General features: G+C 69.8%; 16 protein-coding genes. 7 read left to right on the top strand and 9 right to left on the bottom strand.

The genetic code is table 11. The features are described from left to right. Positions 1–40: 40 nt before the first annotated feature. Positions 41–589, bottom strand: coding sequence for a CGNR zinc finger domain-containing protein (locus ACZ7SW_RS32295; RefSeq protein WP_470234146.1), 549 nt, complete (start codon positions 587–589; stop codon positions 41–43). A gap of 22 nt (positions 590–611) precedes the next feature. Here ACZ7SW_RS32295 and ACZ7SW_RS32290 point away from each other — a divergent pair, with 22 nt between their 5' ends. After that, positions 612–1,763 carry an MFS transporter gene (locus tag ACZ7SW_RS32290; RefSeq protein ID WP_470234145.1) on the top strand — a complete coding sequence of 384 codons (1,152 nt, stop codon included), beginning with the start codon at positions 612–614 and terminating at the stop codon, positions 1,761–1,763. Here ACZ7SW_RS32290 and ACZ7SW_RS32285 read toward each other — a convergent pair. From ACZ7SW_RS32285 to ACZ7SW_RS32275, 3 genes are all read right to left on the bottom strand, one after another. Further along, a complete protein-coding gene (locus ACZ7SW_RS32285; protein ID WP_470234144.1) occupies positions 1,741–2,862 on the bottom strand; it encodes a S53 family peptidase in 1,122 nt (373 codons plus the stop codon). The genes ACZ7SW_RS32290 and ACZ7SW_RS32285 overlap by 23 nt on opposite strands. Next, positions 2,859–5,030 carry a hypothetical protein gene (locus tag ACZ7SW_RS32280; protein ID WP_470234143.1) on the bottom strand — a complete coding sequence of 724 codons (2,172 nt, stop codon included), beginning with the start codon at positions 5,028–5,030 and terminating at the stop codon, positions 2,859–2,861. The genes ACZ7SW_RS32285 and ACZ7SW_RS32280 overlap by 4 nt, the downstream gene beginning before the upstream one ends. A gap of 150 nt (positions 5,031–5,180) precedes the next feature. Beyond that, positions 5,181–5,549, bottom strand: a complete 369-nt coding sequence (locus tag ACZ7SW_RS32275; RefSeq protein ID WP_470234142.1) for an Rv2175c family DNA-binding protein — start codon at positions 5,547–5,549, stop codon at positions 5,181–5,183. 92 nt (positions 5,550–5,641) lie between these two features. Here ACZ7SW_RS32275 and pknB point away from each other — a divergent pair, with 92 nt between their 5' ends. The 5 genes from pknB to ACZ7SW_RS32250 all read left to right on the top strand — a co-directional run bounded on the left by pknB (position 5,642) and on the right by ACZ7SW_RS32250 (position 11,500). Then, the gene (gene pknB, locus ACZ7SW_RS32270) at positions 5,642–7,669 is read left to right on the top strand and encodes a Stk1 family PASTA domain-containing Ser/Thr kinase (RefSeq protein WP_470234141.1); all 2,028 of its coding nucleotides are present in this window, start codon (positions 5,642–5,644) and stop codon (positions 7,667–7,669) included. Next, positions 7,666–7,875, top strand: a complete 210-nt coding sequence (locus ACZ7SW_RS32265) for a hypothetical protein (protein WP_037809693.1) — start codon at positions 7,666–7,668, stop codon at positions 7,873–7,875. The genes pknB and ACZ7SW_RS32265 overlap by 4 nt, the downstream gene beginning before the upstream one ends. A 66-nt stretch (positions 7,876–7,941) precedes the next feature. Then, on the top strand, positions 7,942–9,417 hold the full coding sequence (locus ACZ7SW_RS32260) for an SPFH domain-containing protein (protein WP_470234140.1): 1,476 nt from the start codon (positions 7,942–7,944) through the stop codon (positions 9,415–9,417). Beyond that, positions 9,417–10,100, top strand: a complete 684-nt coding sequence (locus tag ACZ7SW_RS32255) for a hypothetical protein (protein WP_470234139.1) — start codon at positions 9,417–9,419, stop codon at positions 10,098–10,100. Before ACZ7SW_RS32260 ends, ACZ7SW_RS32255 begins: the two co-directional genes overlap by 1 nt. A gap of 119 nt (positions 10,101–10,219) precedes the next feature. After that, the gene (locus tag ACZ7SW_RS32250; protein ID WP_470234138.1) at positions 10,220–11,500 is read left to right on the top strand and encodes a wax ester/triacylglycerol synthase domain-containing protein; all 1,281 of its coding nucleotides are present in this window, start codon (positions 10,220–10,222) and stop codon (positions 11,498–11,500) included. A 103-nt stretch (positions 11,501–11,603) separates the two neighbouring features. Here the strand turns inward: ACZ7SW_RS32250 and ACZ7SW_RS32245 are convergent, their stop codons facing one another. Together ACZ7SW_RS32245 and ACZ7SW_RS32240 are read right to left on the bottom strand one after the other, a co-directional pair. Then, positions 11,604–12,995 (bottom strand): class II 3-deoxy-7-phosphoheptulonate synthase, encoded by a 1,392-nt coding sequence (locus ACZ7SW_RS32245; RefSeq protein ID WP_470234137.1) that lies wholly within the window; start codon positions 12,993–12,995, stop codon positions 11,604–11,606. A 52-nt stretch (positions 12,996–13,047) separates the two neighbouring features. Beyond that, complete coding sequence (locus ACZ7SW_RS32240) at positions 13,048–16,134, bottom strand: hypothetical protein (RefSeq protein ID WP_470234136.1); 3,087 nt, start codon at positions 16,132–16,134, stop codon at positions 13,048–13,050. Between the two features lie 128 nt (positions 16,135–16,262). On the opposite strand from ACZ7SW_RS32240, the gene ACZ7SW_RS32235 reads away from it, so the two are divergent. Continuing rightward, on the top strand, positions 16,263–17,159 hold the full coding sequence (locus ACZ7SW_RS32235; RefSeq protein WP_470234135.1) for an NADP-dependent oxidoreductase: 897 nt from the start codon (positions 16,263–16,265) through the stop codon (positions 17,157–17,159). Here ACZ7SW_RS32235 and ACZ7SW_RS32230 read toward each other — a convergent pair. The 3 genes from ACZ7SW_RS32230 to gltB form a co-directional block, all read right to left on the bottom strand. Beyond that, positions 17,156–17,527, bottom strand: a complete 372-nt coding sequence (locus ACZ7SW_RS32230; protein WP_470234134.1) for a MerR family transcriptional regulator — start codon at positions 17,525–17,527, stop codon at positions 17,156–17,158. The genes ACZ7SW_RS32235 and ACZ7SW_RS32230 overlap by 4 nt on opposite strands. Positions 17,528–17,590: 63 nt before the next feature. Then, a complete protein-coding gene (locus ACZ7SW_RS32225; RefSeq protein ID WP_470234133.1) occupies positions 17,591–19,099 on the bottom strand; it encodes a glutamate synthase subunit beta in 1,509 nt (502 codons plus the stop codon). Further along, positions 19,092–23,633 (bottom strand): glutamate synthase large subunit, encoded by a 4,542-nt coding sequence (gltB, locus tag ACZ7SW_RS32220; protein WP_470234132.1) that lies wholly within the window; start codon positions 23,631–23,633, stop codon positions 19,092–19,094. Before gltB ends, ACZ7SW_RS32225 begins: the two co-directional genes overlap by 8 nt. Between the last annotated feature and the right edge of the window lie 137 nt (positions 23,634–23,770).

Genomic DNA, 23,770 nt, shown 5'->3' with positions numbered 1-23,770 from the left:
ATGCTGGTGAACGCCATCAAGGAAAGAGTCTCCATGGCGGTCAGGTTAACCGGGCACGGTGGGCAGCGACGCGTTCCCTTGTGGCGCAACGGGAAGAGCAGTAACGGCGCGGACTTCCCCCGCCTAGGTGCGCGAAGGGTTTCCCGCACGACGGCGACGCGCACAGCCCGCCAGGGACACTCTGCCGGTCGGCCAGCAGGGTGGCCAAGGCCAGCGCCGACGACGTGATCAACCAGGCACCCCACGGGCCGTCATCGGCCGAGTCGACGTGCAGGTGCCAGCCGAAGTTGTCGTCGTGCGCGGTCAGGCGCGGGGGTCCGGCGCAGGCGGCGAACAGTGCGTTCAACACCTCGGCGGCCGTGGCGGCGTCCGGTGCGGCGAAGACCTCCCGCAGTTCCAACGCGGCTTCGCGCAGCTCGGCCACTTCGTGGACAGAAAGCCGGGGCTGCGGTTCGCCGTGCTCAACCAGCACCGCGGCTACCGAATCCGGCGATGGCTCAGCCGCCAGCAGCACATCGAGCAGCGCTACGGCACGGCGGACCGCGTCCCGAGCGGAGCGGCCCGCGGAATCCGGCTGCGTTCCAGGCATGAGCCACTGTAACATCTCATCAATGACAAGCCGTTACAGGTTCGCGGCGTATCTCACCGGGGCGACCGCTGCGCGCACTGGCGACGAGCTGTCCAGTCCGGCCGTGCTGCTGCTCGGCGTGGGCGCTTCGGGGGCGGTCGCGGGGTCGACGCTGCTGGCCGGTCTCACCATCGCGGCGGCGGTGGGCGGGCCGGTGCTGGGCGCGGTCCTGGACCGGTCGCGCAGGCCTGGCCGGATCCTCGCGGCGGGGCTGATCGGGTACGCGGTGGGGTTGGCTGCGATCACCGCGTTGTTCGGAGCGGTGCCGTTTGCGCTGGTAGTAGGGATTGCCGTGCTGACTGGGTTGCTGGTACCGGCGATCGGGGGCGGGTGGACGGCGCAGGTGCCCGCGTTGGTACCCGCGGCGAAGCTCGGCAGGGCGAGCACGCTCGACGCGATGACGTTCACCGCGGCGGCGCTCATCGGGCCGGGGCTCGCGGGAGTGCTCGCCACGGCTGCGGGAGCTCCGGTCGCGATGGTTGTGGCCGGGGTGCTGGCGTTGATCGCGGTGCCGTTCGCGTGGCGGCTTCCTGGGAGCACCGAAAAGCAGCGCCCTCGATTCTTTGAAGCGGCAACGGTTCTGGTTCGAAATCCGGCGCTGCGACAGTCGACCGCGACCTCGACGTTGTCGTGCGTCGGGATCGGGATGGCGTTCGTCTGCTATCCGCTGGTCAGCGAGCAGCGGCTGGGCAGTGCGGGCTACGGGACGTTGTTGCTCGTCGGCTTGTCGGTCGCGTCGTTGCTGGCGAATTCGGTTCTCTCGCGACGGTCGTACTCGCCGGACCGCGCGGTGCAGTTGAGCACTGTCGCTATTGGGATTGGGCTCGCGGGGGCGGCAGTGGCACCGAATGCGGTGCTTCTCGTGCTTGCAGTGGCACTCACCGGGATTGGCGAAGGACCGCAGCTCGCGTCGTTGTTCGCGGTTCGGCATCGGGAAGCGCCGCCGGAAATGCGGGCGCAGGTGTTCACCACCGCGGCCAGCATCAAGATCGCCGGGATAGCGCTGGGCAACGCGGTCGCCGGGCCGTTGGCCGCCTGCTCCCCCGCCGTCGGATTGGCCGCGGCGGCGGGGACGCAGGTGATCGCGGCGGTCGCGCATCCGTTGTGGACGGTCAGAAAGCAGCTAGTCCGTTAGGGGTTCCGTTCCCGGTCGGACCGTCGTATCCCGGGACGCCCGTGCAGAGGTAGTCCCCGCATTCCTCGAATACGACGTTGTCTCCGCCGACGACGTCGTTGAGTTTCCCGGCGTACAGTCGCGAAGCGTCCGGATACTGGTCGTGGTGTCCGGCCAAAGCGATGACTCCGGCGATGAACGGGGCGGCCGCGCTGGTGCCGCCGACTACCGTCCAGCCGGAGAGGACTGTTGTCTCGTAAACGGCGGGTCCGGTGGCGGGATCGGCTACCGCGGCCACATCGGCGACGGTCCGGCCGGGGCAGTTCGGGTCCTTCTGCCACCCCGGTTTCGCGATCCAGGCCGAACATCCGCTCGACGCGCCCTTCCACACCGATTCGGTCCAGCCACGCGCGTTGTCCGCTTTGGACAGTGAGGTGCCGCCGACTGCGACGACGCTGGAGTACACCGCGGGCGCGCTCGGTACCGCGAATCCGCCGTCACCGCTCGACGCGACGATTGCCACGCCGGGATGCCGGTAGTGCGCGGCGAAATCGCCGGACCAATGGCTTTCCGGCGCGCCATAGCTGTTCGACACAATCGTCGCGCCGAGTTTCACTGCCGTGTCCACCGACGTGCCGAGTGCTTCGAAGGACGCGTCGTCGCCTTCCACCAGCAGGATTTTGCACTGGGAGCAGGCGGCGGAGGCCATGTCCAGGTCCAGCGCGATCTCTACTGGCCAATCGCCCTGCCGTGGCGGGAGCTGCGCCGGATCGCCGCGCTGGTTGACTTTGCGGAAGCAGCCGTTCGCCGTGGTGCAGGGCGGAAGGCCGTAGGTTTGTCGATATACCGCCAGATCAGCTTCGGCGGTCGGGGCGTCGCCGGCGTCGACGATAGCGATCGTTTCGCTCGTACCGCCGGTGTCGGGCAAGCGGTAGGCGGAACGCAGATCAGCCGGGCTGTATCCGTTGGCGCGCAAGGCAGCGCGACTGTCCACTTTGGCGTAGCAGCGGGCGAATCCGGGTGCGGCGGGATCGCAGATGTCTCTCGGAGAGGCGGAGGCCACGGACGGGACGAGGGCGGCAAGGACAATCAGTACGGCCAGGAAACTGATGCGGCTCATCGCTCGGCCTTCCCGACAGTGTAGGCGTTGCTGATCGTCTGCGTGATCGCGTTGCCCGCCAGATCCCGTGCGGTCACCTTCAGCGACGGCGACGTCCCGGCCGGAGGATTCCGCCACAGCGCGACGTATTCGCCGAACAGTCCGAAGACCTGTGCGGGCTGCCAAGTGGCTCCGTTGTCGACGGACACCGAAACCGTCGCCGCGGCGATCGGCGAATGCGAACCGGCACCGCTGTAAGCGGCGTGGCCGATGTGCAGCTCAAGAACCTGCAACGGCGAGGAGGACGTCGTGGAGAGATCGGAATCCAGCCGATAGTCCACCGTCAGCGCGCCGAGGATCCGGCACGGCTGCGTCGGATCGCTTGCCTGGCAGCGATGCGGGGACGGCAGCGTGGCACCACCCGCGGCCGGGTCGTATTGCAGCGTCAATTCAGTGCGCAGTTTTCCGGCTTGGCCGACGCCGGGCATCGCGGTCCGGTCGACGTCCAGCACGCCTCGGAAAGTCGCCGGCGTCTTCGGCACGTCAACCGCCGCGCCGTAGGCACCGTCCTGATCGAACACTTGCTGATCGTCGCGATACAAGGAGAAATGTATCCGCGGCGCGTAGAACAACGGGATCGCGGTGTGGTCCGGCTCGCTGTCGCGCAGTTCCGGGATGGCGACCGAAACCGTGCCGCCGGAATAACAGGTCTCGCACAACCGATCCCGCTTCCACTGCCCGAGACCGGCGCTCAACGGGCCGCGCGACCAGTCGACGGTCGTGGTGCTGCCCGGCCGGTAGGTCCGCGGATCGGCGGTCATGAGCGTGTACGACGAGCCTTTTTGCTCGTACTGCACCCATTCCTTCGTGTGCGTGGTGCCGAGGTAGTCAGTCAAAACTCCAGGAGCCGGGATGAAGAAGCCGATCGCGCCGAGGCCATGCCGCTGGATCACCGGGTCGACCGGACCGTTGTCGATCGCGACCGGCAGAGTGTCGGCGGGATCGGCGTACATCCGGTCCCGGACCGTCGCGAGTTCACTGTCCTTAGTGGAAAACGACTGGTTCTCGGCGATGCCCTCGCTGGCGAACGAAAGATCGGCGCGGTAGCGGTCCTCGGGCTTGGGCGCTTTGCCGCCCCACTGCACGACGTAGTGCAGCACGCCTTGAGCCGGCTTCGGCACCGGCCGCACGTACTGCTTGGTCGTGCTGCCGGAGATGCCGATCGCGAACCCGCGGCCGGTCGGGTCCTCGCGGAAGAAGTTGGTGGTGAGCGAATCCTGCGTGGTCGACTTCGACGGGGCCACCTTGACCTCGGCGGTCGCGTACTTCTCTTCCACGGTCAGGGTCTGCGTGTCCGGCGAATCGCCGACGGCGAACCCCTCGACCCACGAGGTCCGCGTGGCGATCACGTGCCCGGCGCTGTCGAAGTCGGAGAAGGTCGCGGACGCGGCGTAGTTCCCCTCGGGAACCGCGATCCGGGTGACGCCGTCGACGTCGACGTGCCGCAGCAGCTTGGCCGCGGAATCGGTGTTGATCAGCGAGACGATGCCGTTGACCGAGCGACCCTGCAGGTCGGCGAGGCGGAGTTCGAGGATTTTCATCGGATAACGCGGCTGCTGTTCGCGGGGCGCGCCGGCCAGCCGGATCGTCGCGGGCAGCGCGCTGCTGCCTGCCGGACGTCCGGCGGCCGCGTCCTGGGCGAGACGTCGGTGCAGGTCAGCGGTGAATTCGGCGGGGGAAGCGAGGTAGCCGGTCGCGGTGTTCCCGGCGGACGAGACGATCGTGATGCCGGGCAGCGCCGTCGGGGCCGCTCCAGCGGGGAACGTCAGCTCAAGGGGCGGCTTCCCGGACTGCGTCCGGGCGAGCGCGGTGACGTCGAACAACGATTTGTCCAGCCGTCCGAGAAACGGAACGGCGTCGCTCGGAATGACATAACGGTCGCCGCCGTCGGCTTGATACGACTGAAAAGCGGTGCGCGGCGGCGACGAAAGGGCGTAATTCGTACCGCCGTTCGGCCCCGGGAAAACCGTCAGCCGGTCCCCCGTCGGCAGGGTCGCTTCCCGCGCTCTCGGTTCCGCCGCGAAGGGCGCGGCCGCGGCGACCGCGGGCGTTGCCAGCGAAGCGGAACCGCCCAGCACCAGCACGATCGACGCGACCGCGCGGCGTCTTCCGGAAACCCGTCCTCCCATGCCCGATGCTCCTCTCCAGCATGCGGCCGAGCAGGATTTTCAGGACGGTTTCCGAGGATGGACTGGACCAATTGACCGCGTCAACGAAAAACGCGGTTTCTGTCCGGAAGGCCAATTGTTGTCAGACCGTCCGGAGCAATGCCGGAAGGCTCAGAACGCCATCGCCTGCGCGCGCCGTTTGACCTCGGTCCCGTGGCTGGTGCGCAGCGCGTTGATCGGCGTGCCGCCGGGGAGCGTGTCGTCGGGGGTGAAGAGCCAGCGGAGCATCTCCGTGCGGCTGAACCCGGAGTCGCCGAGCACGGTGATGGTGCCGCTCAGCCCCTTGACGATGCCGTCTTTCACGAAGAAGGCGCCGGGCACGCAGAGTTCGCCCTTGCGCCGGACAGCGATCAGCTCGCCGTCCCGCAGCATCTGGCGCACCTTGTTGGCCGACACCCCCAATGCGGCCGCCACCTCCGGCAATGGCTTGACCGCGACCGCGGTGTCGAGGATGTCGTCGGCAACAGGAATCCCACTCACACGTGACACTGTGCCACATTCCCCCGTCCGGCCCACTGCTACGCACGGGTGACCCGCCCCGGCACACGCGCCCTTCCGTACGATTGCCCACCGTGACGCGCACCCAGCCCAGCCTCGTCGGCACCCTGCTCGAACGCCGGTACCGCGTTGACCAGCTGCTGGCCAGGGGCGGGATGTCGGCCGTCTACCGGGGCCTCGACACCCGCCTCGACCGGGCGGTGGCGATCAAGATCATGGATCCGCGCTTCGCCGACGACCGGTCGTTCGTCGACCGGTTCGTGCGCGAAGCGCGGTCGGCCGCCCAGCTGCACCACCCGAACGTGGTCGCAGTGCACGACCAGGGCTTCGACACCCCGGCGGGCCAGGACACCGGCCTCGCCTTCCTGGTGATGGAGCTGGTCGACGGCGGCACCCTGCGCGACCTGCTGGACGAGCAGGGGCAGCTGGACGTCTCGCTCGCGCTGAGCGTCGCGGAGCCGGTGCTGGCCGCGCTGACCGCCGCGCACGCCGCCGGGCTGGTGCACCGCGACGTCAAGCCCGAGAACGTGCTCATCGGCCGCAGCGGGCAACTGGCGGGCGGCGTGGTGAAGGTCGGCGACTTCGGACTGGTCCGCGCGGTGGCCAGCGCGGGCACCACGAGCTCGAGCGTCATCCTCGGCACCGTCGGCTACCTGGCCCCCGAACAGGTCGCCACCGGCGACACCACGGCCCGCAGCGACGTCTACTCGGCGGGCATCCTGCTCTACGAGATGCTGACCGGCCGCCTGCCCTACACCGGCGACACCGCGATCTCGGTCGCCTACCGGCACGTGAACGACGACGTGCCCCGCCCGAGCGAACTGCGCCCGGACCTGCCGCCGGTGCTCGACGACCTGATCCTGCGCGCCACCCGCCGCGACCCGGAGCAGCGCCCGGCCGACGCCGGCGAGTTCCTGGCGCAGCTGCAGGCCGCGCGCGCCGAGCTGGGCCTGCAGCCGGTCGCGGTGCCGGTGCCCCCGCCGCCGGACGGCGACCGGGTGTCGGACGTCGAACGCACACTCCCGAACATCCCGGCCATTCAGCAGACCCAGCAGACCCAGCAGACCATGCCGGTCTCCGGGCCTCGCGGCACGCGCGCCATGACCCGGGCCGTGCCCGCCGCGCCTCCCCCGTCCGGACCGCCGCACGCCGGGCCGCCCGCCGCGACTGTGCCTCCCCCGCCGGACGAACCGCGGAAACCGCGCGACAAGCGCAAGCTGATCGCGCTGGCGATCGCCGGGGTGCTGGTGCTCGGGGGGCTGATCGGCGCGTTCGCGTTCATCCTGAGCGATTCCAAGGTCACGACCACGACCGTGCCGAAGCTCGCCGGGCTGACCCAGGCCGAGGCGGGCGACCAACTGCGCGCGGCGAAGCTGAACCCGCGCTACAGCCAGGAGTTCGACAACACCGTCGACGCCAACCGGGTGATCAAGGTCGACCCGGCCCCAGGCACCACGCTCGACCAGGACGCCGCGGTGTCCGTGGTCGTCTCGAAGGGCAAGCCGAAGGTGCCCGACATCCAGGTCGGCACCGCGCTCGACACCGCGACGAAGGCGATCCAGGCCCAGAAGCTCACCGTGGTCCAGGGCACGCCGGAGTACAGCGACACCGCGCCGCAGGGCACAGTCGTGAGCGTGAGCCCGGCGGCGGGCACCCCGGTGGACATCGGCGGGCAGGTGACGCTGGTGCTGTCCAAGGGCCCGGAGCCGCTTCCGCCGGTCCCCGACGTCACCGGGCGGCCCAAGGACGAGGCGTTCCAGATCCTCAAGCGGGCCGGGTTCCAGCCGCAGGACGGCGGCGACGAGTTCTCGCAGAGCGTGCCCGCGGGCGCGGTCACCCGCACCGACCCGGGCGCGGGCACGCCGGGGACCAAGAAGGTCAAGGTCTATGTCTCCAACGCGGTGCAGGTCCCGGACGTGCGGTACCGCCCGTTCGACCAGGCCGCGGACATCCTCAAGCAGGCCGGGCTCGAGGTCGACCGCAAGGGCGGCGACGGCCACGGGCACGGCGGCGGCTTCGACTTCGTCCTGCAGCAGGACCCGGCCCCCGGCTCGTTCGTGCCCAAGGGCACCAAGGTCAAGATCCGGGGGTTCGGCGGATGATCGGCAGCCGCGGCCGGGTGACCGGCACCGTCGGGCCGGGGCTGATCGGCGAGGTGCTGCTCAGCGTCCGCGGCGGCACCGAGGCCTTTTACGCCTATCCGGCCGAGCCGGACACCACGTTCGCCGTCGGAACGCCCGTTCTGGTGGTCGATTTCGAGCCTCCGCGCACGGTCTACGTGGAAAGGTGGCAACCGTTGCGCGCTTGACCGCGTCGCAGTGCTGACGGCGCCTGAGCGCCGTGCCAGCTGAATACGGAAAGTGCGGCGAGGGCTATGGAAATCTGGGTCATCGTGGTGATCGCGGTCGTGGCCGTGATCCTGCTGTTCGGGCTCCTGCGGATCCTCTACAAGGTGGCGGAGCCGAACGAGGCGCTCATCATCTCCGGCTGGGGCGTCCGTGTCGAGCGCACCGAAACCGCCGACAGCCTCGGGTTCAAGATCATCACCGGCCGCGGCGTGAACGTGCTGCCGGGCTTCCAGACCGCGCGCAGGCTTTCGCTGGACACCCGAGGGGTGAACCTGCAGGTCTCGTGCGTGACGAAGCAGGGCCTTCCGGTCACCGTGCGCGCGGTCGTGATCTACAAGGTCGGCGACGATTTCGCCTCGATCGCGAACGCCGCCCGCCGGTTCCTCGACCAGCAGAAGGGCATGAACGACACCATCCACGAGCTGTTCTCCGGGCATCTGCGCTCGATCGTGGGCGGGCTGACCATCGAGGAGATGATCCACAACCGCGACGCGCTGACCGGCGAGGTCCGCCAGTCGTCGGCGACCGAGATGATCAAGCTCGGGCTGATCGTGGACTCGCTGCAGATCCAGGAGATCGACGACGAGTCCGGCTACATCGTCAACCTCGGCAAACCGCACGCGGCCGCGATCGCCGCCGCCGCGCGGATCGCCGAGGCGCAGCGCGACCAGGAGGCCACCGAGGCCGAGCAGGTCTCCGCCGCGCGCAAGGCGGGCGCGATCCGGGAAAGCCAGATCCAGCAGGCCGGGTACCAGGCCGAGGTGGACCAGGCCAAGGCGAAGGCGAGCCAGTCCGGTCCGCTGGCCGAGGCGACCGCGCGCCAGGAGGTCGTGGTCCAGGAGACCAGGGCGGCGGAACTCGAGGCGGCGCTGTCCGAGCAGCGGCTGCAGTCGCAGGTCCGCAAACCGGCCGATGCCAAGGCGTACGAAACGCGCACCACAGCCGACGCGGAACGCGACGCGCAAATCGCTCGCGCGCAGGCACAGGCGAAGGAAACCGAACTGCGGGCGGGCGCGGACGCGACCCGGGTCAAGACCGCGGCGGACGCCGAAGCGCAAGCCACGAAGGCCCGTGCAGAAGCGAGTGCGAGCGCGACGAAGGCTACTGGTGAGGCCGAAGCGGCCGCGGCCAAGGCGAAGGGCCTCGCGGACGCCGAAGCGGCGAAAGCCAAGGGTCTGGCCGAAGCCGAAGCTGCGAAGGCGAAGGGGCTCGCCGAGGCCGAGTCGATCAAGGCGCGCGCGGCCGCACTGGCGGAGAACCAGGAGGCTGTGGTAGCACAACAGCTGGCCGAGCGCTGGCCGGAGATCGTCGAAGCGGGCGCGCAGGCCTTCAGCAATGTCGACCACATGGTGGTCCTGAACGGCGCGGACGGGATGTCGGACATGTTCACCAAGGCGCTCTCCCTCGGCGGCACGGGCCTCGGCCTCGCCCGCCAGCTGATGGACGCCATGGGTGCCAAGAAGCCCGATTCCGACGGCAGCCTCGCCCCTCGCGAGGACTGATGAGCTTCTTCACGGACGGTCCTCGCGAGCGGCCCCTGTTCCCGGTCCGGGAACAGGAACTGTTCGGCTACGAGGGCCGTCCGTGGACCGGCCCGCCCGCCGACCACATCGTGCCCGCGCTGGTGCCGTGGGCGACGCCGCTGGGCCGGTCCGAGCGCACCATCGTGGCGCTGCGCGCGGTCGAGGTGTGGCCGGAGGCGATGACGCTGCGGATCGCGGTGTATTCGCGCGACCGCATGGACGGCGCGCCGCTGATCGGCCACCGGCGCGTCCCGGACTACAACTCGCTGCTGGTCGGCGTGCTGTTCCCGGACGGCGGCCGGGCCAGCTCCGAAACCGTTTCGGTGCCGAGCGCGGGCGAACCGCACGAGCCGGTGCTGCGCGTCGAGGACGGCAGCGGGTCGGAGTTCCGCTACGAGCACCCGGTCTTCGTGTGGCCGCTGCCCAGCGCCGGCCCGGTGAAGCTGATCGTGCAGTGGCTCGACCGCGAGATCCCGGAAACGCACACCAAACTCGACGGCGGACGGCTGCGCGCGGCGGCGCACGAGGCCGGCGAACTGTGGCCAGGGCTGCCGAAGCGGCCGGGCAACGGCGTCGCGATGCGCCAGATCGCCGCCGAGGTCAACGATTCCGCCGGGCCCGGACTGCCGCGGCGGCAGCCGCGCCGTGCCCCGGGCGAGTGAAATTCCGGGAAATTAGCGTCCCTGAAACATAACGGCCGTCCGCCGGTCATACCCGAGTAGTGTCGTGACATTCGCCCTCGACATTCGCCCTCGACGCCGGACGTTGGAAGGTGGGCCGCATGGCACCTGCCCCGCTCAGCTCGCTCGATGTCGCTTTTCTTTGCCTCTCCCGGGAAACCGCGCCGATGCAAATGGGCGTGGCTCTCGTTTTCGCGCCGGGGGAGCCGGTCGATCCGGACCGGCTGACCGCCCTGCTCGCGCGGCGGGCGGCGAATATTCCGCCGCTGCGCCGGAAAATCCGCGCCGGGCTGTTCCCGCCCGGCTCCGCGGCCTGGGTGGACGACCCGGATTTCCGGGCAGTGAAACACATTCACCACCACCGGCTGACCACGCTGTACGACCCGGACCCGCTCCCGGAGTTCGCGGCGAGGTGGATCGCCGAACCGCTCGACCCGCACCGTCCGTTGTGGGAACTCACTGTGGTGACAGGTTTTCCGGACGGCACCTTCGCGATCTTGCTAAAACTGCACCACGCGCTCACCGACGGCGCGGGCGCGTACGCCGTCACGGTCGGACTGCTCGACGGATCGCCGCTCCCGGAGCCCGCGCCGGCGATTCCCCAGCCGCGCACGCCGCTGGACGCGATGAGGGATACGTTGGAGACAGCGGGAATCGCGTCGTCGGTGGTCCGGGCGGCCCGGCCGCCGTGCCTGCCGCTGGCCGCACCCGCGACCGCCGAACGGCGCCTCGGTTTCGCCCGGCTGGCCTCGGCTGATCTTCGCCAGATCCGCCGAACCCACGGCGGGACCACGAATGATGTCGTGCTCGCGGTGTTGTCCGGCGCGTTGCGCGAATGGCTCATCAATCGCGGCATTCGCGCCGCCGGGCTTTCCGTGCGCGCGCTGATTCCCGTGAACGTGCGCGCGAGATCGGCCGAGCAATGGGGCGGGAACAAGCTTTCCGGCTATTTGTGCGATCTGCCGATCGGAATGGACGATCCGGTGCGGCGATTGGCGCACGTGCGCGCCGCGATGACGCGCAACAAAGCCGCCGGACCTTCCCGGGGCGCCGGGGCTTTTCCGCTGCTGGCCGACCGGATGCCCGCGGCGCTGCACTGGCTGGGCACGCGGACCGCCGGACTGGCCGCGCCGCTGCTGTTCGATCTGGTGGTGACGAGCGTGCCGGTGCCGCCCGTCCAGCACGCACTCGCCGGCGCGCCGCTGACCCAGGTGTACCCGTTCGTGCCGCTGGCCCCGCACCAGGCGGTGGGCATCGCGGTGGCACCCTATCTCGACAATGTCCACATTGGACTGCAGGCGAACGCGGACGCGGTGGCGGACCTCGGGTCGCTGCGCGACGCGGTGGCCAAATCGGCGGCGGAACTGCTGGCCGCCTCGTGAGCGCTGATCCCGGTTACGGCTGGCTGTCCGTGAAGGGCCCCCTGAGGGAACCTGATTCCCTCAGGGGGGCCCTTCACGGACCTCGGTATCGCTCGGGCTGTCGTCAGCCGCGCAGCATCTCCGCGACCAGGAAGGCCAGCTCCAGCGACTGCTGGGTGTTGAGCCGGGGGTCGCACGCGGTCTCGTAACGGCCGGAGAGATCGACGTCGGAGATTTCCTGTGCCCCGCCGAGGCATTCGGTGACGTCCTCCCCGGTCAGCTCGACGTGGATGCCGCCGGGGTAGGTGCCGAGCTTGCGGTGCACCTCGAAGAAGCCCTGGACCTCGTCGACGATGCGGTCGAAGTGCCGGGTCTTGTAGCCGGTGGACGACTCGTGCGTGTTCCCGTGCATCGGGTCGCACTGCCAGATGACCTTGTGCCCGGACGATTCGACCTTCTCCACGATCGCCGGCAGCACCTCGCGGACCTTGCCGTTGCCCATCCGGGAGATGAGCGTGAGCCGGCCCGGCTCGTTGCGCGGGTCGAGCCGCTCGACGTACTCGAGCGCCTGCTCGGGCGTGGTCGTCGGGCCGATCTTGAGCCCGATCGGGTTCGACAGCAGCTCGGCGAACGCGATGTGCGCGCCGTCGAGCTGCCGGGTGCGCTCGCCGATCCACAGGAAGTGCGAGGACAGGTTGTACAGCTTCGGGTTCGCCGCGTCGGCCTGGTCCAGCCGCAGCATCGCGCGCTCGTAGTCGAGCAGGAGCGCCTCGTGGCTGGCGAAGATCTCGGTGTACTGCAGCGAGGTGTCGGTGACGCCGCACGCGTTCATGAACCGCAGGCCGCGGTCGATCTCGGCGGCGAGCGCCTCGTACCGCTCCCCCGCCGGAGAGGAGGACACGAAGTCCTTGTTCCAGTCGTGCACCTGGTGCAGGTCGGCCATGCCGGCCCCGGTGAGCGCGCGGACGAGGTTCATCGCCGCGCCGGCGTTCGCGTAGGCGCGGATCATCCGGCCCGGGTCCGGCACCCGCAGCTCCGGCTTGGCGACGAGCGAGTTGATGATGTCGCCGCGGTAGACGGGCAGCCCGAGCGCGTCGGTGCCGGACGAACGCGGCTTCGCGTACTGGCCCGCGATCCGTCCGACCTTCACCACCGGCAGGCTGGCCCCGTAGGTCAGCACGACGGCCATCTGCAGCAGCGTGCGCAGATTCGCCCGGATGTGCGGTTCGGTGTTGGACTCGAAGGTCTCCGCGCAGTCGCCGCCCTGCAGCAGGAAGGCCTCCCCGCGAGCCACCATGGCGAGCCGGCTCTTCAACCGGTCGATCTCGGCGGGCACGGTGATCGGCGGCACGCTCTCCAGCACGCCCCGCACCCGCTTGGCCAGCGCGACGTCCGGCCACTCCGGCTGCTGCGCGGCAGGCAGCGACAAGGCGGTGTCGAGGCGGTCCCGCAGCTCGGGAGGCAGGGGAGGCAGCTCGGGGAGAGTGTCTACGGGAACGTCGACTGTCCAGTTCACGAGTCTCAGGATAGGGTCTCCCGCGTTTGCCCGGGGCGGTGGGCGTCGAGGGTCACGCGTCCGGGGCGTCTTGGCGGTAGAGGGCGCCGAATCGGTCGGCTACGTCCAGGAGACCGGCGAGTTCGTCCGTATCGAGGGCTGGGACGATGACGGACCAGTGGTCGAGGGCCGCTGCTTCGGCGAGGATTCGGCGACGTTCGTCCGGGCCCGCGTGCGCGGCCAGCTCAGCGAGCGCTTCCGCTCGGTCTCGCGGCGGCTCGATCCGGGCGGCCGCGGTCAGCGCGCGCTCCAGCTCCCGGGGGCCGAGCCCTCGCACGAACGCCTTCAGCAGGTCGCGGCGCGAGTCTTCGTCCTGGATGCGGCTCACGATGGTCTCGGCCCGGTCCGCGTAGCCCGCTTCGGCCAGTCCCGCGACCAAGCGGGCCATGGCTTCACGGCGGACGGACTCGGAGATGCGCGAGCACAGTTCGAGGGCCAGCCCGTCCTCGCCCCGCGCGGCCAGTTCGGCGACCCCGTCCTCGATCGACTTCGACCGGATCTCCACCCGGCGGGCGAGCAGTTCGGCGATCTCCTGGCTCGAGCCGACCGCGCACATCATCGTCACGCACCAGGTCCAGCCAAGACCCCCGGCGTCGTCGAGCGAATCCATCCGGCCGCGCACGTGCGCGGCCAGCCGGGCGAGCGCCGCGGTGTCGCCTGCTTGCCGCGACCTGCGGGCCAGCAGCAGCAACGGCTTGGCCGTCCCGGGCAGATCGCGGAGCCCGGCGATCACCTTCTCCGCGATCGCGCGGTCCCCCTCGGCCGCGAGGAACCGCACGAACCTGTTCATCTCGGGGAAGCCTTGCCAGCCGGGAGGCAGCAGCGGGGCCAGGATCTCGGCGCGCCGGACGTCCCGGGACGCGACAGTCGCTCCGGCCAGTGCCACGACCGCTTCCGCGACGCGCCGGTCGAGAACGGGACGGCGGGCCAGCCCCTCGGTCTTGACGGCGAGTTCACGGGCCGGGCCCCGGTGCCCCGCCCGCAGCGCGGCTTCGGTGATCAGGACGAGGAAATCCAAGATCTCGCGGCCCGAACCGGGATACGGCGACTTCGCCCGGATGCGAGTCGCCAGAGCACTCGCGAGAGATGTGTCGCCGCTCTCGGCGAGTACCGCGATGTACTGCGACATGGCGGGTGGCCAAACGGAGAAATCCGGGATCGCCACGAGCGAATCGGGGATGCCGGACAACTGCCCGACCATCGCCAGGACATCGACAAATTGCCGCAATTGCCAGTCGTCGCTGGCCTCGCGGCCCAGTCCTCCGGCCGGCAGCTTGAAATCCGCCAGGCGGTACCGCTCCACCAGCGCGTTGGCCCGGGCGTCCTGGCCGCGTCGGCGAAGCGCGAGAGCGATGTCGTGCGCCAAGGCGTCGAATTCCCGGTGCGTACTCGCCGCTTGGAGGAAGCGCTCGGCCATTTCCGGGTGCACGGCCACGACCAACCGTCCTAGCCGGGCGAGCGCCGTTGCCTCGTCGGTACGCCGGAGCGCCCTGGCGAAATCCGGGTCGGGGCGGGCGACCGCGAGGTGCGCCTCGACCTGTTTGCGCCCGTCCTCGGCGAGCCCGTCGAGGATCGCTTCGCGGCGGCGTCCGTCTTCGATCAGGGTTAGTGCGATCTCCGCGCGGAGATCGTCTCGCAAATCCGGATCAGATTGATCTTCCGCCAGCCGCCGGGCCAGGTCCGCCCGCTCGGCGCGAGCGAAGGCGCCGGCCACGCCGAGCAGGGCGGCGCGCTGCCGCGACGGATCGAGGATGGATTGCGCCAGCGCGATCGCGTGGTCGACGTCGCCGAGTTCGGCCCAGAGCCCGGGGAGCCGCTCGGGGATCTGGTTGTTGCGGTCGCGGAAGTTGTCCCGGTACGTCTCCAGCGTGATGATCCGCACGAGGTCCGGTTCCGGTGCTTCCAGCGCCGCCAGCAGGGCGGAATCCAGTTCGGCCAAAGCCGCCAGGTCGTTCCCGGACACGTCCAGCAGCCGGGCGTGCCGCGCGGGGTCGACGGCCAGATCGGCCAGCGCGGCGACATCCCCGGACTCCCGCACGAGCCGGAAATAGCCGCGCAGCAGGAATTGCGGGGTGTCCGCGGGCCAGCCCGCTTCGCGGGTGCCGTGAGCCCATTTGTCCAAAGTGGACCGATGCTGGGCGAGCACCTCCGGGCCCAGTGCGTCTTCGGCCGCGCGCTGGAGGTTTTCGTGGCCCAGCAAGTAGATCTCGGGTGCGTCGCCGGAGCGCCAGTGCGGCGGGCGGCGCGAGAACGACCGGCTCGCCACGCTGTTGAGGATCCGTTCGACATCGCGGGGCCGCCGCTGCGTCAATTCGGCCAGATCCGCAGCGGTGAGTCCGCCGCGGGCGGTCACGAGCAGGCCGAGCAAAACCGGTTCCCCGGCGAGGAGGGCGTCCAGTTCGTGTTCCATGTCGCCGCGAGCGAAGCGGGCCGCCGGGGACGGGGCAAGCAGCTGTTCGATTTCCCGCGCGCGCAGCGGGTGGTCCGGCCGGACGTCCGCGGGCACGTCGGGGTTGAGCCGGCTCGCGGCGATCACCCGCAGACCGTCCGAGGGGTACGGCAGCAAAGCCGCGATGCTGTGCCCGCCCGCGCTGCGGTCCTCGTCCAGGCCGTCGACCACGAGGACCAGTCGTTCGCCGCGAGTGCGGCAGTGCGCGGCCGCGTCGGCGAACACCGCGGGGAGATTCCGCGCTTGCGGATCCTTTGCCGCGCCGAGGATTTCGGCCAGCTGCTCCTGCACTGCGTCGACGAACGCCTCCCTCGTGTCGTCTCCGGCCGAGCGGGCGGTGACGAAGAACGAGACGATCCGCACCCCGGCGGGCGGATCCAGCACGAAGGTCGACATCAGGGCCGATTTGCCGGTCCAGGGCTCGGCGCGGAACCAGACGTAGCCCGGTCCGTCCGGGGCGGTGCAGAAGCGCGCCAGCCCGGCCAATTCCCCGGAACGGCCGACGAGTTCGCGCGGCGCGATCTGCCGCACCCATTCCAGGTACCGCGACCGGACGGGCGGAGCCGCGCAGCTGACCGAATCGGCGTGGCCCACCTGCACGACGTTTCCCGTGACCGGCCCCAGGATCTGGTTCGTGATCCGTTCGTCCACCTGGAGTCCCCCTCCGACGGCTCAGCTTCCCACGAACCGTGTTGGCCCGGTCACTTCGACTGGAAGTTGACACCGATGTCAACGAATAGCGTCGCTCCCGAATCGACCTGCTGCGGAAGGGACACGCGATGAGCACCGCCTTGGGATACCGGGCATTCGGCGCTGCCGACGTCCAGGAGTTCTTCGACCGGCCGGATCCGACGCCCGGCCCGGCCGAGGTTCTCGTCCGTGTCGCGGCGGCGGGGGTGAATCCGCTCGATCATCTGCTGCGGTCCGGGCACGTTCCCGACTTGAACGGGCACCTGCCGTTCCCCCAGGTCCTCGGGATGGAAGCAGCGGGAACTGTGCTCGCAGCGGGGAAAGACGTGAGCGGGCTCAAGATCGGCGACCGGGTCACTGGGTTCGCGTTGACCGGGGCGGGCACGTACGCGGAAACGACGCTGCTGCTCGGCGAATCGACCGCCCGGATTCCGGATACCTTGCCGTGGACCTGGGCGGCGACCATCCCCGTCGCTGGCACCACCGCGCTCGACGTGCTCGACCAGCTCGACCTTCCCGCGGGCGCGTCCCTGCTGGTGAACGGGATCGGTGGTGGCGTCGGCATCGCGTTGGCTCAGCTGGCACGGAACCGGGGGCTCGTCGTGACGGGCACGGGCAGCGCGGCCAAGCGGGATCTCGCGACGAAGTACGGGGCGAGTTTCATCGACTACACCGCGGGCAACGTCGCGGACCACCTAGGCAGCTTCGACGCCGTGGTCGACACCGTCGGCGGCGAATCCCTGCGCAACGTCGCGCCGTTGGCGGAGAAGCTCATCGCGGTCGGGGATCCGTCGGTGACCGAACTCGGCGGCGCGTTTGTCCATCGTCGCCTCGATCGGGCGAGTCTCGAGCGAGCGGCCGAACTGATGGCCGAGGGGCGGCTCGATCCGCACATCACCGGGATTTATCCGCTCGCGCGAGCACAGGAGGCGTTGGCCCTCGTCGAATCCCGGCACGCCTCGGGCAAGCTAGTCATCAGCCTCTAGCACGAACTGCCCGCACCCTGCCGGTATCGGGTGTTCGCCTCGATCAGCACGTCCAGGGCGTCGCGGGCATCGGCGAGCCGGGCGATGTCGGCGGTCAGGCGGTCGCGTTCGCCGACCATCGTGGTGAAAGCGTCTTCGATGACGTCCGCGTCGTCGCTGTGCACGCAGGGCAGCAGCCGGGCGATCACCTTGCTGTTCAAGCCCGCGTCGAACAACCGGCGGATCAGCTCGACTCGTTCGACCTCGGTCGCCAGGTACTGCCGCTGTCCGCCCGCGGACCGCGTGCTCTGTACCAGGCCCTGCTGCTCGTAGTACCGCAGCGAGCGGGCGCTGACTCCGGTCTTTCGGGCTAGTTCGCCGATCCGCACCTCGCCCAGTTTAAAGAAACGGGCCCCGGCGCGCCGTTGCGCCGGGGCCCGAGCTTGAACCGATCACACCACCGCGAGCGGCAATGCGGTCGGGTGCACGGGGGCGGGCAGGTCCGAAGCGCCCGTCAGGAAGGTGTCCACCGCGGCCGCGACCGAGCGGCCTTCCGCGATGGCCCACACGACCAGCGAAGCGCCGCGGTGGGCGTCGCCGCAGACGAAGACTCCGGGGGTTTCCGTTTGCCAGTCCGAACCGCACGACAGGGTGCCGCGGCGGGTCAGGGTCAGGTCCAGGCCTTCCAGGAGCGGCATTTCCTCCACGCCTTCGAAGCCGATCGCCAGCAGGACCAGGTCCGCGGGCAGGGTTTCGACCTCGTCGTTCACCGGGATGACCTCGCGGCGGCCGGTTTCCGGGTCCTTCTGCACGCGGACTTCCTGCAGTTCCACGGCTTTCACGTGGCCGTCGCCGTCGTCGACGAACTGCTTGACGGCCACCGCGAACTTCCGCTCGCCCGCTTCCTCGTGCGCGGGATAGGTGCGCAGGATGTAGGGCCAGGTCGGCCACGGAGACCGTTCGTCGTCGCGGGTTTGCGGCGGCGTCGGGTACTGGTCGAGCTGGGTGACCGACAGCGCGCCCTGCCGGGTGGCGGTGCCGTAGGAGTCCGCGCCGGTGTCGCCGCCGCCGATGATGACCACGTGCTTGCCGTTCGCGTCGACCGGGGACGGGCCGTCGCCTTCGACGAACTTGTTGGCTGGCACCAAATGTTCCATCGCCAGGTGGATCCCGGAGAGCGAACGGCCCGGCGTGGTGCGGTCGTCACGGCCGCGCAGGGCGCCGACGGCGAGCACGACCGCGTCGTACTGCGCGCGCAGGTCTTCCACCGACAGATCGACGCCGACCTCGCAGCCGGTGACGAACTTCGTGCCCTCCTTGCGCAGTTGCGCGAGGCGCCGGTCGAGGACCTTCTTCTCCATTTTGAACTCGGGAATCCCGTACCGCAGCAGGCCGCCGAGCCGGTCGTCCCGTTCGAACACGGTGACCTCGTGGCCCGCGCGGGTCAGCTGCTGCGCCGCGGCGAGCCCAGCGGGACCGGAGCCGACGACGGCCACCTTGCGGCCCGAGGACACCTCGGACACCTGCGGCTGCACGTATCCGGCTTCCCACGACTGCGCCGCGATCGTCTCTTCGACGCGCTTGATCGCCACCGGTCCGCCGGACAGCGGCGAAATCGACAGCACACAGCCCGCCTCGCACGGCGCGGGGCACAATTTCCCGGTGAATTCCGGGAAATTGTTGGTGGCGTGCAAGCGATCGCTCGCCGCCGCCCAGTCGCCGCGGCGGACGAGGTCGTTCCATTCCGGAATCAGATTGCCGAGCGGACAACCCGAACCGCCGGAATGGCAGAACGGGATTCCGCAGTCCATGCACCGCGAAGCCTGCGTACGGACCTGCTCGTTGCGCTCGTCCGGCGCGACGTCCGCGTAGACCTCGCCCCACGAGGCGAGACGGTCCTCATAGGACTTCTTCTTCGGCTCTTGCCGCTGGTGCTTCAGAAAACCGGTGGGGTCAGCCACGAGCCGCCTCCATGATCGCTTCGTCGACATCGCGGCCGGCGGCGCGCGCCGCCTTCGCCGCATCGAGGACCCGCTGGTAATCGCGCGGCATCACCTTGGTGAACGCCGCCGCGCGCCGGGTCCAGTCGCCCAGGAGCGACGCGGCCACGGCCGAGCGGGTGAGGTCGTGGTGCCGCTGCACGATCTGCTTGAGCCAGGCCAGATCCTCCGGGGCGGGCGGAAGCAAATCCACCATGTCCTGGTTGACCTTCGCCCGGTCCAGATCGAGCACGAACGCGCTGCCGCCGGACATCCCGGCCGCCAGGTTCCGCCCGGTCGGGCCGAGCACCACCGCGCGGCCGCCGGTCATGTACTCGAACGCGTGGTCTCCCACGCCCTCGGCCACGACCGTCGCGCCGGAGTTGCGGACACAGAACCGTTCGCCGACCTGGCCGCGCAGGAACAGCTCGCCGGACGTAGCGCCGTAGGCCAGCGTGTTGCCCGCGATCGTCTGCTGTTCGGCGGCGAAGCTCGCGTCCGGATGCGGACGGACGATGATCCGGCCGCCGGACAGGCCCTTGCCGACGTAGTCGTTGGCGTCGCCGACCATGTCCAGCGTGATGCCGCGCGGAAGGAACGCGCCGAGCGACTGCCCGGCCGAACCGGTGAGCAGCACGTGGATCGTGTCGTCCGGCAGGCCCTCGCCGCCGTAGCGGCGGGTGATCTCCGAGCCCAGCAGCGTGCCGACGGTGCGGTTCACGTTGCGCACCGGCAGTTCCAGGCGCACCGGATGCGCGTCCTCCAGCGCCGCCTCGGCGAGCTGGATGAGCGTGCGGTCGAGCGCGTGCGACAGGCCGTGGTCCTGCTCGCGCACGCGCCGCTTCGAACCGCCGTACGGCGTCTCCGCGGGCATGTCGAACACCGGGCTGAGGTCGAGCCCGGAGGCCTTCCAGTGCTGCACGGCCTCGTCGGTGTCGAGCATCTCGGCGTGCCCGATCGCCTCGTCGAGAGTGCGGAATCCCAGCTGTGCCAGGGTTTCCCGCACTTCTTCGGCGACGAACTCGAAGTACCGCACCACGTGGTCGGCCTGTCCGGTGTAGCGCTTGCGCAGCTCGGGGCTCTGCGTCGCGACGCCGACCGGGCAGGTGTCGAGGTGGCAAACGCGCATCATGATGCAGCCCGCGACCACCAGCGGGGCCGTCGCGAAGCCGTACTCCTCGGCGCCGAGCAGCGCCGCGATCACGACGTCGCGGCCGGTCTTCATCGCACCGTCCACCTGCACCGTGATCCGGTCGCGCAAACCGTTGAGCAGCAACGTCTGCTGCGTTTCGGCGAGCCCGATCTCCCACGGCGTCCCGGCGTGCTTGAGCGAGTTCATCGGCGACGCACCGGTGCCGCCGTCGTGCCCGGAGATCAGCACGACGTCCGCGTGCGCCTTGGACACCCCCGCCGCGACCGTGCCGACGCCCAGCGAGGACACCAGCTTCACGTGGATGCGGGCCTTCTCGTTGGCGTTCTTGAGGTCGTGGATCAGCTGCGCCAAGTCCTCAATGGAGTAAATGTCGTGGTGCGGCGGCGGGGAAATCAGCCCGACGCCCGGCGTCGAATGCCGCGTGCGGGCGATCCACGGGTACACCTTGTTCGGCGGCAGCTGCCCGCCCTCGCCCGGCTTCGCGCCCTGCGCCATCTTGATCTGGATGTCGTCCGCGTTCACCAGATACTCGCTGGTGACACCGAAACGGCCCGACGCGACCTGCTTGATCGCGCTCCGCCGCTGCGGGTCGTACAGCCGCTCCGGGTCTTCGCCGCCCTCGCCGGTGTTGGACCGGCCGCCGATGCGGTTCATCGCGATGGCGAGCGTTTCGTGCGCCTCGGCCGAAATCGAGCCGTACGACATCGCCCCGGTGTTGAACCGGCGCAGGATCGCCGACGCGGGCTCGACCTCGTCCAGCGGGATCGGCTCGCGCTCGCCGTCGCGGAACTTGAACAGCCCGCGCAGCGTGCCGCCCTCGCGGTAAAGCCGGTGCACCTCTTCGGTGTACTGGCGGTACACCTCGTCGCGCCCGGTCTTCGACGCGTGCTGCAGCAGGAACACCGTCTCCGGCGTGAACAGGTGCAGCTCGCCCTCGCGGCGGTACGCGTATTCGCCGCCGGTGTCGAGTCCGCGGTGGACCCGGTCGGTCGGGTTGTCCGGGTACGCCCGGCGGTGCCGCACCGCGACCTCCTCGGCGAGCACCTCCATCCCGACGCCGCCGAGCTTCGACGACGTTCCGGTGAAGTACTCGTCGAGCAGTTCCTGGCTCAGGCCAAGGGCTTCGAACACCTGCGCCGCGGTGTACGCGCCGACGGTGGAGATGCCCATTTTGGACATGATCTTCAGGACGCCCTTGACGAGCGCCTGCACATAGCTGCGGACGGCCTTCACCGGTTCGATGCCGGTGATCGCGCCCTGGCTGATCATGTCTTCGATGGTTTCGAAGGCGAGGTACGGGTTCACCGCTGCCGCGCCGTAGCCGAGCAGCAGCGCGATGTGGTGCACCTCGCGGGCGTCGCCGGTCTCCACGACCAGCGCGACGCGCAGCCGTTCCTTGGTGCGCACCAAATGGTGGTGCACCGCGGAAACCAGCAGCAGCGACGGGATCGGCGCCATCCGGTGGTCGGAATCGCGATCGGACAGCACGAGCGTGCGCGCGCCCGCCGCGATCGCCTCGGACGCGTCGCGCCGCACCCGCTCGATCGCCGCTGCCAGCGCTTCCGCCCCGCCGTCCACTTCGTACAGTCCGGAAAGGACACTGCAGGAGAAACCGGGCAGGTCGCCGTCGTCGTTGATGTGGATGAGCTTGGCCAGCTCGTCGTTGTCGATCACCGGGTAGGGCAGGTTCAGGTGCCGGCACGACGCGGGCCCGGGCGCGAGCAGATTGCGCTCCGGCCCCATGATCCGGCTCATCGACGTGACGAGCTCTTCGCGGATCGCGTCCAGCGGCGGGTTGGTCACCTGCGCGAAGTTCTGCTTGAAATAGTCGTAGAGCAGCCGGGACCGCTTGGACAGCACGGCGACCGGGGTGTCCGAACCCATCGACCCGATCGGCTCGGCCCCGTTGGCGGCCATCGGCGCGAGCAGGATCTTCAGTTCTTCTTCGGTGTAGCCGAAAGCGAGCTGGCGGCGCAGCACCGAATCGTGGCTCTGCACCACGTGGTCGCGGTCGGGCAGCTCGGCGATCTTGAGCAGCCCGGCGTGCAGCCAGTCGCTGTACTGCTGGTTGCGCGCCAGCCCGGACTTGACCTCTTCGTCGTCCACGATCCGGCCCGCGGCGGTGTCCACGAGGAACATCCGGCCGGGCCGCAAACGGCCCTTCGCCACGACGTTTTCCGGTGCCACGTCGAGGACTCCGGCCTCGCTGGCCAGCACGACGCGGCCGTCGGCGGTGTGCCACCAGCGCGCCGGGCGCAGTCCGTTGCGGTCGAGCACCGCGCCGACGAGCGTGCCGTCGGTGAAGGTGACGCACGCCGGGCCGTCCCACGGCTCCATCAAACTGGCGTGGAACTGGTAGAAAGCCCGCCGTTCCGGATCCATCGAGGTGTGGTTCTCCCACGCCTCCGGGATCATCATCAGCACCGCGTGCGGCAGCGAACGGCCCGCGAGGTGGAGCAGCTCCAGCACCTCGTCGAAGGACGCCGAGTCCGACGCGTCGGCCGAGCAGATCGGGTACAGCCGCGAGAGATCACCGGGAAGCAGGTCGGATTCGAGCAGTGCCTCGCGGGCGCGCATGCGGTTGCGGTTGCCGCGGATCGTGTTGATCTCGCCGTTGTGCGCCACGAACCGGAAAGGGTGCGCGAGCGGCCACGACGGGAAAGTGTTGGTGGAGAACCGGGAGTGCACGAGCGCGATCGCGCTGGCGAGCCGGGAATCGCGCAGATCGGGGAAGAACCGCGGCAGCTGCTCGGGCGTGAGCATGCCTTTGTAGACGATCGTGCGCGCGGACAGCGACGGGAAGTACGTGCCGCAGCCGGAAGCGAGGCTCTCGTGCTCGACGCGCTTGCGCAGGCAGAACGCCAGCCGGTCCAGTTCCAGGCCGGTCTCGCCGTGCGGCGACGACACGAACAGCATCGCGAAGTGCGGCATCACCGAACGCGCGGTGGGGCCGATCTCCGCGCCGTCGGTGTCCACCGGAACCTCGCGCCAGCCAAGGACGGCGAGCCCTTCCTCGGCCGCGATCCGTTCGGTGAGCCCGATCGCCTTGCGGCGCTGCTCGTCCTCGGCGGGAAGGAACGCGATCCCGGCGGCGTAGGCACCGCTGGCGGGCAACGGGAATCCCGCCTCGGCGCGCAGCAGTTCGTCGGGCAGCTGCAACAGGATCCCGGCGCCGTCGCCGCTCGTCGGCTCGGCTCCCGCGGCTCCGCGGTGGTCGAGATTCGTGAGCGCGGCGAGACCGTCGGTGACGATGCCGTGCGTGCGGCGGCCCTGGACGTCGGCGACCATGGCGACGCCGCAGGAATCCTGCTCGGTGTCCGGGTCGTACAGACCCTGCTTGCCGGGGATGGCGGAGAAGATCATGGAAAAGGGACCTCCTTCGTCGTTTCGTGCGGTGGCCGGCGAACCGGCCGCGGGGAGCGCACGGGACGACGATGGCCCGCTTGTTAGCGCGACTTTAACACCTGGGAAACACCCCAGCAGCGCCTCGGAGCTCCCCT

This window comes from Amycolatopsis sp. NPDC114484, from assembly GCF_055633755.1.
This window is presented reverse-complemented; position numbering and strand designations above follow the sequence as displayed.